This window comes from Mycobacterium sp., assembly GCF_032161845.1.
Classification (GTDB): Bacteria; Actinomycetota; Actinomycetes; order Mycobacteriales; family Mycobacteriaceae; genus Mycobacterium.
In genome coordinates, this window is record NZ_JAVRQA010000202.1 from 22,321 (window position 1) to 29,534 (window position 7,214).

A 7,214-nucleotide genomic window follows, 5' to 3' on the forward strand; every position below is an offset into this window, starting at 1 on the left:
CCTCAGGCCAGCGGGTTGGCGCCGTTGAGCAGCACCCAGACGCCGATACCGACGGCGATACCGAGCACCAGCGCGGCGGCTGACCCGACGAATGGGCGCCTGGCCCATCCGCGACCGGCGTCGAAGCCGTACTTGCCTGGCCCCATGAGCGTGAGCGCGGCGGCCAGCACCAGCAGCATGACGAGGTACTCGTGCCCGTTCGGCAGGAAGAACGCGAAGTAGCCGCTGTCCGGCTGTGCCACGACCGCGGCCAGCAGCGAGTTGATCAGGTAGGCGACCGCGCCTGCGGCGGCCAGCGGGGTGAACAGTCCGAGCACCAGGAGCACGCCCGCGGCGATCTGACCACCGACGCCGACGTAGGTCAGAACGTTCGCGTGCTGATAGCCCAGATCCACCAGTGACTGCTGGAAGCCGTTGAGGCCCTGACCACCCCACAGGCCGAAGGCCTTCTGCAGGCCATGCGCGATCAGTAGGGCGCCGAATCCGACGCGAAGCACCATCAGGCCAAGGTCCTGGGTGCCTCTGCGGCTCTCCGCATCCGTTCTGCCAAGGCCGTCCGGTTCGATCTCGGTCGGCTCGGCGGACGGCGCCTGGTGTCTGCCCGCCGGCTGGACGTACGGCAACGGTTCCGGTTCGCCGAGCAGTCGGTACCCGGAGTGTTCCTGGCCAGGTGTGCCCGAGTCGTAGCGCGGGATGGCGGTTGTCTCGAAATCGCCAGCGTAGGTCGATGTGGGAAGGTCGTCCTCCGGGTCGACCAGGCGCGCCGACGCAGGGCGCGCGGCGAGGTCTTCAGGTCTCTGCCACGCACGCGGTTCGTGAGAAGTACTGGTCACGTTTCCCAGCGTAAGTGCTAATTACCTGCGAATCGTGCATTGGCGCGGTGCTTTCGCGCTGATCTTCGCCAAGCCGTGACCACGTGGCGCACCTACCGGCGTGGCGCGCACTGCCCAGCGATCCGTAATCTGGCGGGCATGAGTTTGCACCGGCCGACACGGAGTGTGCTGGTGCTGCTGTGCGCGGCGTTGCTGGTCGGGTCGGGCTGCGCCCGCTTCGACGACAACCAATCGCAGCCGTTCACCACCGAACCTCAGATGGCTCCGCCTCCAAGCGAGGAGCCGCCGCCACCACCTCCGCTGCCCGCGCAGCCCTTCCCGAAGGCCTGCGACGCGAAGGGGGTCATGCAGGGCTGCCTGGAGAGCACCAGCGGGCTCATCATGGGCCCGGACAGCAAGTCGGCCCTAGTGGCCGAGCGGATCACGGGCGCGGTGAAGGAGATCGCCACGAACGCCGAGCCCAAGGTCAAGCTGGTGATTCCGGTCGATCCGTCGGGTGACGGCGGCTTGATGGACATCGTGCTGTCACCGACGTACGGGCAGGACCGGCTGATGTACGCCTACGTCAGCACGCCCACCGACAACCGCGTCGTGAGGATCGCCGACGGCGACGTTCCCAAGCCGATCCTGACGGGCATCCCGAAGGGCGCGACGGGCAACATGGGGGCGCTGATGTTCACCAGCCCCACGACGCTGGAAGTCCTCACCGGCGATGCGGGCAACCCCGCCCAGTCGGCCGATCCGGGTTCGCTGGCGGGCAAGCTGATCCGCATCGAACAACCCACGACGGTGAACCAGGCGCCGCCGACGACGGCACTCAGCGGAATCGGCGAGGCGGGCGGACTGTGCGTCGACGCTGCGGACGGTTCCCAATACGTCACCGATCGGACACCTACCGGTGACCGACTGCAACGCATCACGAAGAACTCCGTCGTCTCAACCGTGTGGACGTGGCCGGACAAGCCGGGCATCGCCGGCTGTGTGGTCACCGATGGCACGGTTCTGGTGAACATGGTCACGACCAAGCAGACCGTCGCCGTCCGGTTGGCCCCCGACACCGGCGCGGTCACCGGCGACCCCGAAGTGATCCGTCAGGACACGCACGGACACGCCTGGGCCCTGCAGCTGTCGCCCGACGGCAACGTGTGGGGCGGAACGGTCAACAAGACCTCCGGTGACGCCGACAAGGTCGACGACGTCGTGTTCCCCCTCTTCCCGCAGGGCGGCGGATTCCCTCGCACCAACGCCGAGAACACCTGACGCGTCAGTCGCTCACGCGTGAACGGCCTGCGCCGCTAGGCGCTCTCGCACCTCCGACGGCGTGACCGTGCACGCGGCGCGGGGCGGCCCGGCTTCGAGGTGCTTGGCGAGGACCTCGGCGGTCTTGGGCACCAGCCCGCGAGCCGCGGCCAGCATCAACCGCGAGTCGCCGGCCGACATGGCGCGGACGGCCGCCCTTGCCATCTGCGTCACCGCGGCGTCAACGGCGGCGGGCTGGTCGAATCCGCCCATGTGGCGCATCCACTTCGGCAGGGTCGCGATGGCCGCAGGTGCCAGCAGCCGGCTCCCGGCCCACAGTCGGATGCCCCGGTCTCGAGGCGTCCACAAGAGATAGTGCATGGCCCGGTCGGCGTGCTCGGACGTGCACAGCTTGCCCCGCACATCGGCGAAGTACTGGCGCACCTCGTCTCGGGACGACGGCACGTCCGACGGCTTGCAGGTCTGCAGCTCCGCGGCGATCCGCGACTCCGCCCAGTAGCGCGACTCCTCGGCCTTCGTCAACGGACCTGGTCCGAATCGCTCGTAGCACTTGAGCACCGAGTGCCAGCCGGTGACGTGGATCCACAACTGGGCGTCGGGGTTGTTCGCGCTGTAGCGCGCACCGGTGATCGGCTCGATGCCGGTGGCCTTGGCGTGGATCCGCATCAGCGCGTCGGATACCCCGACGGCGGTGCGTCCGTCGGCGACGGCCACCGTGAGGAAGTACGCCAGGGTGCGGTCCAGTCGACCCCGCGGATCGGCGTAGATGCCTGCGGAGTCGGCGACTGCCGCGGCCAGGAAGGGGTCGAAGTGCTCAAGCACGACGGAGCGCTGGAAGCCGATGAGCGCGGTCGGCGCTGCCCATACCTTCCAGCTGGGCGATCCGGGTCCGAAGAATCCGTAGTCGTCGCGCCGAATGGGCTCTGTCGTATCCAGCATGGCGTTCACCTCCGCTTTCGCTTCAATACAACGACACCGTAGCAATTGCCGCACATAAATACAACGGCAGCGTAATATTGTCGCGATGACGTCCCGACAGCGACGCAAGTACGCCCCCCGCCTGCCCCGCGAGGAACGGCGCGAGCAGCTGCTCGACGCCGCGATGTCGGTACTGACGGACTGCCCGCTGCCCGAACTGAGCATGGAAGCCGTGGCTGGAGCCGCGAACGTCGGAAAGCCGGTGTTGTACACGGCATTTCGCACCCGTAGCGAGCTAGTGTCGGCGCTGTTGCACCGCGAACACGTCCGCGGCCTCGCCCAAGTTCGGGCCGCGATGCCCGACGACCTGGTGACGCCGGGACCAGCAGGCGCCTACGCCCTCACGGTGTCGGCGTTCCTGGCGGCGGTGCTGGACGACCCCACCCGCTGGCGGCTGATCCTGACGGTGCCCGACACTGCGCCGCGCGAGTATCGCGACTCACTGCGCCAAGCGCGATCGTCGATCCTCGGGCAGGCCGAGGAGCTGGCCAAGGCAGGCATCGCGCTGGAGGCGCGGTTGGAGGGCTTCGACGCGACGCTGCTGGGGCACACGATGTTGTCGTTCGCCGAGATGCTCGGGCGCTTGGCGGTCAACGACCCCGACGTGTACCCCCGCGAGCGGCTTGAGTCCTATGCCGCCGCGGTCATGGCTGCTGTCGCCCAACGGCACTAGCTGCAGGCGGCGAGCACGAGCTCCCTGACCCGCGCGGCGTCGGCCTGCCCCTTGGTCGCCTTCATCACGGCGCCCACCACCGCGCCGGCCGCCTGCACCTTGCCGCCGCGGATCTTCTCGGCGATGTCCGGGTTGGCGGCCAGCGCCTCGTCGACGGCCGCCTGGATCACCGATTCGTCCCGGACGACGGCCAACCCGCGATCGGCCATCACCTGCTCGGGCTCCCCTTCACCGGCCAACACGCCCTCGATCACCTGGCGTGCCAACTTGTTCGACAACTTGCCATCGTCGACCAACTTCACCACCGCGGCGACCTGCGCCGGCGTGATGGCCAACTCGGATGCCGGCACCCCGACTTCGTTGGCCTTCTGCACCAGGAAGTTTCCCCACCACGCGCGGGCGGCTTCGCTCGACGCACCAGCGGCCACCGTGGCAGTGACCAGATCGATGACGCCGTTGTTGACGAGGTCGCGCATCACCTCGTCGGAGATGCCCCAGTCTTGCTGAATTCGATTGCGCTGCAACCACGGTAGCTCGGGGATCGTCGCCCGCAATCGCTCGATGAGCTCGGCACTCGGCGCGACGGGTTCCAGATCGGGCTCCGGGAAGTACCGGTAGTCCTCCGCGGTCTCCTTGCGACGTCCCGCGCTGGTGTACCCGTCCTCGTGGAAGTGCCTGGTCTCCTGAATGATCTCCCCGCCGGCCTCCAGAACCGCTGCCTGGCGGCGCATTTCGTAGCGCACGGCCACCTCGACACTCTTGAGCGAGTTGACGTTCTTCGTCTCGGTACGGGTGCCGAACTCGGTGGCGCCGATGGGCTTGAGCGAAAGGTTCGCATCGCAGCGCATCGAGCCCTGATCCATCCGTACGTCGGATACGTTCAAGCCGCGCAACAGATCTCGCAGTGCGGTGACGTAGGAGCGGGCGATCTCGGGCGCCCGCGCACCCGCGCCCTCGATCGGTTTGGTGACGATCTCGACGAGCGGCACACCGGCCCGGTTGAAGTCGAGCAGCGACGTGGTGGCGCCGGTGATCCGACCCGTGGCACTGCCGAGGTGGGTCAGCTTGCCGGTGTCCTCCTCCATGTGCGCGCGCTCGATCTCCACTCGCCACGTCGTGCCGTCGTCGAGCGGAGCCTCGAGGTAACCGTTGACAGCAATCGGCTCGTCGTACTGGCTGATCTGGTAGTTCTTCGGCTGATCGGGATAGAAGTAGTTCTTCCTGGCGAAGCGACCCCAAGGGGCGATGTCGCAGTTCAACGCGAGCCCGATGCGGATCGCGGATTCGACGGCGGACGCGTTGATCACCGGCAGCGAGCCGGGAAGCCCGAGGCAGACCGGACACACCTGGGTGTTGGGTTCGGCGCCGAACTGGTTGGCGCACCCGCAGAACATCTTGGTCGCCGTCGACAGTTCGACGTGGACCTCCATACCCATCACGGGCTCGTAGCGCGCCATGACCTCGTCGTAGTCAAGCAGTTCGGCGGAGTCGACAGTCATGGGTTCGATCTTAGTGAGCCACTCCGTCGAGAGTGCTGCCAGATCGCCCGCGGACGCGATTATGCGATCTCACCGCACACTCGATGGTGGGTGAGACCGCGTGGGGAACCTCAGCCGAAGAACTCGGCGGCGTCGTCGTAGCGGCTCTGCGGCACCAGCTTCAACTGCTTGACGGCCTCCGCCAGCGGCACCCGGCCGATCTCCTGCCCGCGTAGCGAGACCATCATCCCGTACTCGCCGGAGTGCGCGGCGTCGGCGGCGTTGACACCGAACCGGGTGGCCAGGATCCGGTCGTACGGGGTGGGTGTGCCGCCGCGCTGGACGTGCCCGAGCACCGTCGTGCGTACTTCCTTCTTCATCCGCTTCTCGATCTCGACGGCCAACTGCTGGGCGACGCCGGTGAACTTTTGATGCCCGAATTCGTCGATGCCGCCGTCACGCAGCTGCATCGAGCCAGCCGCCGGTTTGGCGCCCTCGGCGACCACGCAGATGAAGTGCGAATCACCACGCTGGAAGCGCGCCTTGACCAGCCGGCACACCTCTTCGACGTCGAAGGGCTGCTCGGGGATCAACGTCATGTGGGCACCCGACGCCATGCCTGCGCTCAGGGCGATCCACCCGGCATGGCGGCCCATCACCTCGACCAGCATGACCCGCTGGTGCGACTCCGCAGTGCTGTGCAAACGGTCGATGGCCTCGGTGGCAACGGTCAGCGCCGTATCGAATCCGAAGGTGACGTCGGTGCAGTCGATGTCGTTGTCGATGGTCTTCGGCACGCCGACGACCGGTACGTTCTCCTCCGACAGCCAGTGGGCCGCCGTCAGCGTGCCCTCCCCGCCGATGGGAATCAGTACGTCGATGCCGTTGTCCTCGAGCGTCTGCTTGATCTGGTCGAGACCCTCCCGCAGCTTGTCGGGGTTGACGCGCGCGGTGCCGAGCATCGTGCCGCCCTTGGCGAGCAGCCGGTCGTTGCGGTCGTCGTTCTTGAGCTGGACGCGGCGGTCCTCCAGCAGACCGCGCCAACCGTCCAGGAAACCGACGACCGACGAGTTGTAGCGCGCGTCGCTGGTCCGTACGACAGCCCGGATGACCGCATTCAAGCCGGGGCAGTCGCCCCCTCCGGTGAGAACTCCAATCCGCATACGCTTATCTTCCCCCGTCAGATCGCGGTCGGCAGCGGACCGCGGGCTACCTCATAGGCGGCGCCGACGCGGTAGAGCCTGTCATCGGCCAGCGCCGGCGCCATGATCTGCAGGCCAACGGGTAATCCGTCATCCTGCGACAGCCCCGACGGCACCGACATTCCACAGTGCCCTGCGAGGTTCAGCGGCAGGGTGCACAGGTCGAAGAGGTACATCGCGAGCGGGTCGTCGACCTTCTCGCCCAGCGGGAACGCGGTCGTGGGCGTCGCAGGCGAGATCAGGACGTCCACGCTCCGATAGGCCCGCTCGAGGTCCCCAGCGATCAGCGTTCGCACCTTCTGAGCCTGGTTGTAGTACGCGTCGTAGTAGCCCGCCGACAGAGCATAGGTGCCAATCATGATGCGACGCTTGACTTCTGGGCCGAAACCCGCGGCCCTGGTCAGCGCCATCACCTCTTCTGCGCTGTGCGTGCCGTCGTCACCGACCCGCAGCCCGTACCGCATCGCATCGAAGCGGGCGAGGTTGCTGGACACCTCCGACGGCAGGATCAGGTAGTACGCCGCCATCGAGTAGTCGAAGTTCGGGCAGTCGACCTCGGTGACCTCGGCCCCCAGCGCGGTGAGCTGCTCGGCTGCGGCATTGAACGACGCCAGCACCCCCGGCTGGTAGCCCTCACCGCTGCGCAGCTGCTTGACGACGCCGACGCGCACGCCCTTGAGATCGCCGGCCGCCCCCGCCCTTGCGGCCGCCACGACGTCGGGCACCTCGGCATCGACTGAAGTCGAATCGCGCGGGTCGTGTCCCGCGATGACCTGATGCAGCAGAGCCG

7 protein-coding genes are annotated in these 7,214 nt (G+C 67.5%); 2 read left to right on the forward strand and 5 right to left on the reverse strand.

Translation table 11 applies throughout. The annotated features are described in order from the left end of the window. Positions 1-2 precede the first annotated feature (2 nt). On the reverse strand, positions 3-833 hold the full coding sequence (locus QOD90_RS12020; protein ID WP_526349903.1) for a DoxX family protein: 831 nt from the start codon (positions 831-833) through the stop codon (positions 3-5). 138 nt (positions 834-971) lie between these two features. On the opposite strand from QOD90_RS12020, the gene QOD90_RS12025 reads away from it, so the two are divergent. Continuing rightward, a complete protein-coding gene (locus tag QOD90_RS12025) occupies positions 972-2,093 on the forward strand; it encodes a PQQ-dependent sugar dehydrogenase (protein ID WP_526349905.1) in 1,122 nt (373 codons plus the stop codon). A gap of 12 nt (positions 2,094-2,105) precedes the next feature. Here QOD90_RS12025 and QOD90_RS12030 read toward each other — a convergent pair whose 3' ends face one another. After that, the gene (locus QOD90_RS12030) at positions 2,106-3,032 is read right to left on the reverse strand and encodes an oxygenase MpaB family protein (RefSeq protein WP_526349907.1); all 927 of its coding nucleotides are present in this window, start codon (positions 3,030-3,032) and stop codon (positions 2,106-2,108) included. Between the two features lie 85 nt (positions 3,033-3,117). Between QOD90_RS12030 and QOD90_RS12035 the strand changes: the two genes are divergently transcribed. After that, a complete protein-coding gene (locus QOD90_RS12035) occupies positions 3,118-3,744 on the forward strand; it encodes a TetR/AcrR family transcriptional regulator (RefSeq protein WP_526349909.1) in 627 nt (208 codons plus the stop codon). Here the strand turns inward: QOD90_RS12035 and gatB are convergent. From gatB to QOD90_RS12050, 3 genes are all read right to left on the reverse strand, one after another. Then, entirely contained in the window at positions 3,741-5,243 is a 1,503-nt protein-coding gene (gatB, locus tag QOD90_RS12040) for an Asp-tRNA(Asn)/Glu-tRNA(Gln) amidotransferase subunit GatB (protein ID WP_526349911.1), read from the reverse strand. The two genes, QOD90_RS12035 and gatB, sit on opposite strands and share 4 nt — an antisense overlap. A 110-nt stretch (positions 5,244-5,353) precedes the next feature. Next, positions 5,354-6,385, reverse strand: coding sequence for a 6-phosphofructokinase (locus tag QOD90_RS12045; RefSeq protein ID WP_526349913.1), 1,032 nt, complete (start codon positions 6,383-6,385; stop codon positions 5,354-5,356). A 17-nt stretch (positions 6,386-6,402) separates the two neighbouring features. Next, the coding region (locus QOD90_RS12050) for an amidase family protein (protein ID WP_526349915.1) at positions 6,403-7,214 on the reverse strand (812 nt) is incomplete at its 5' end.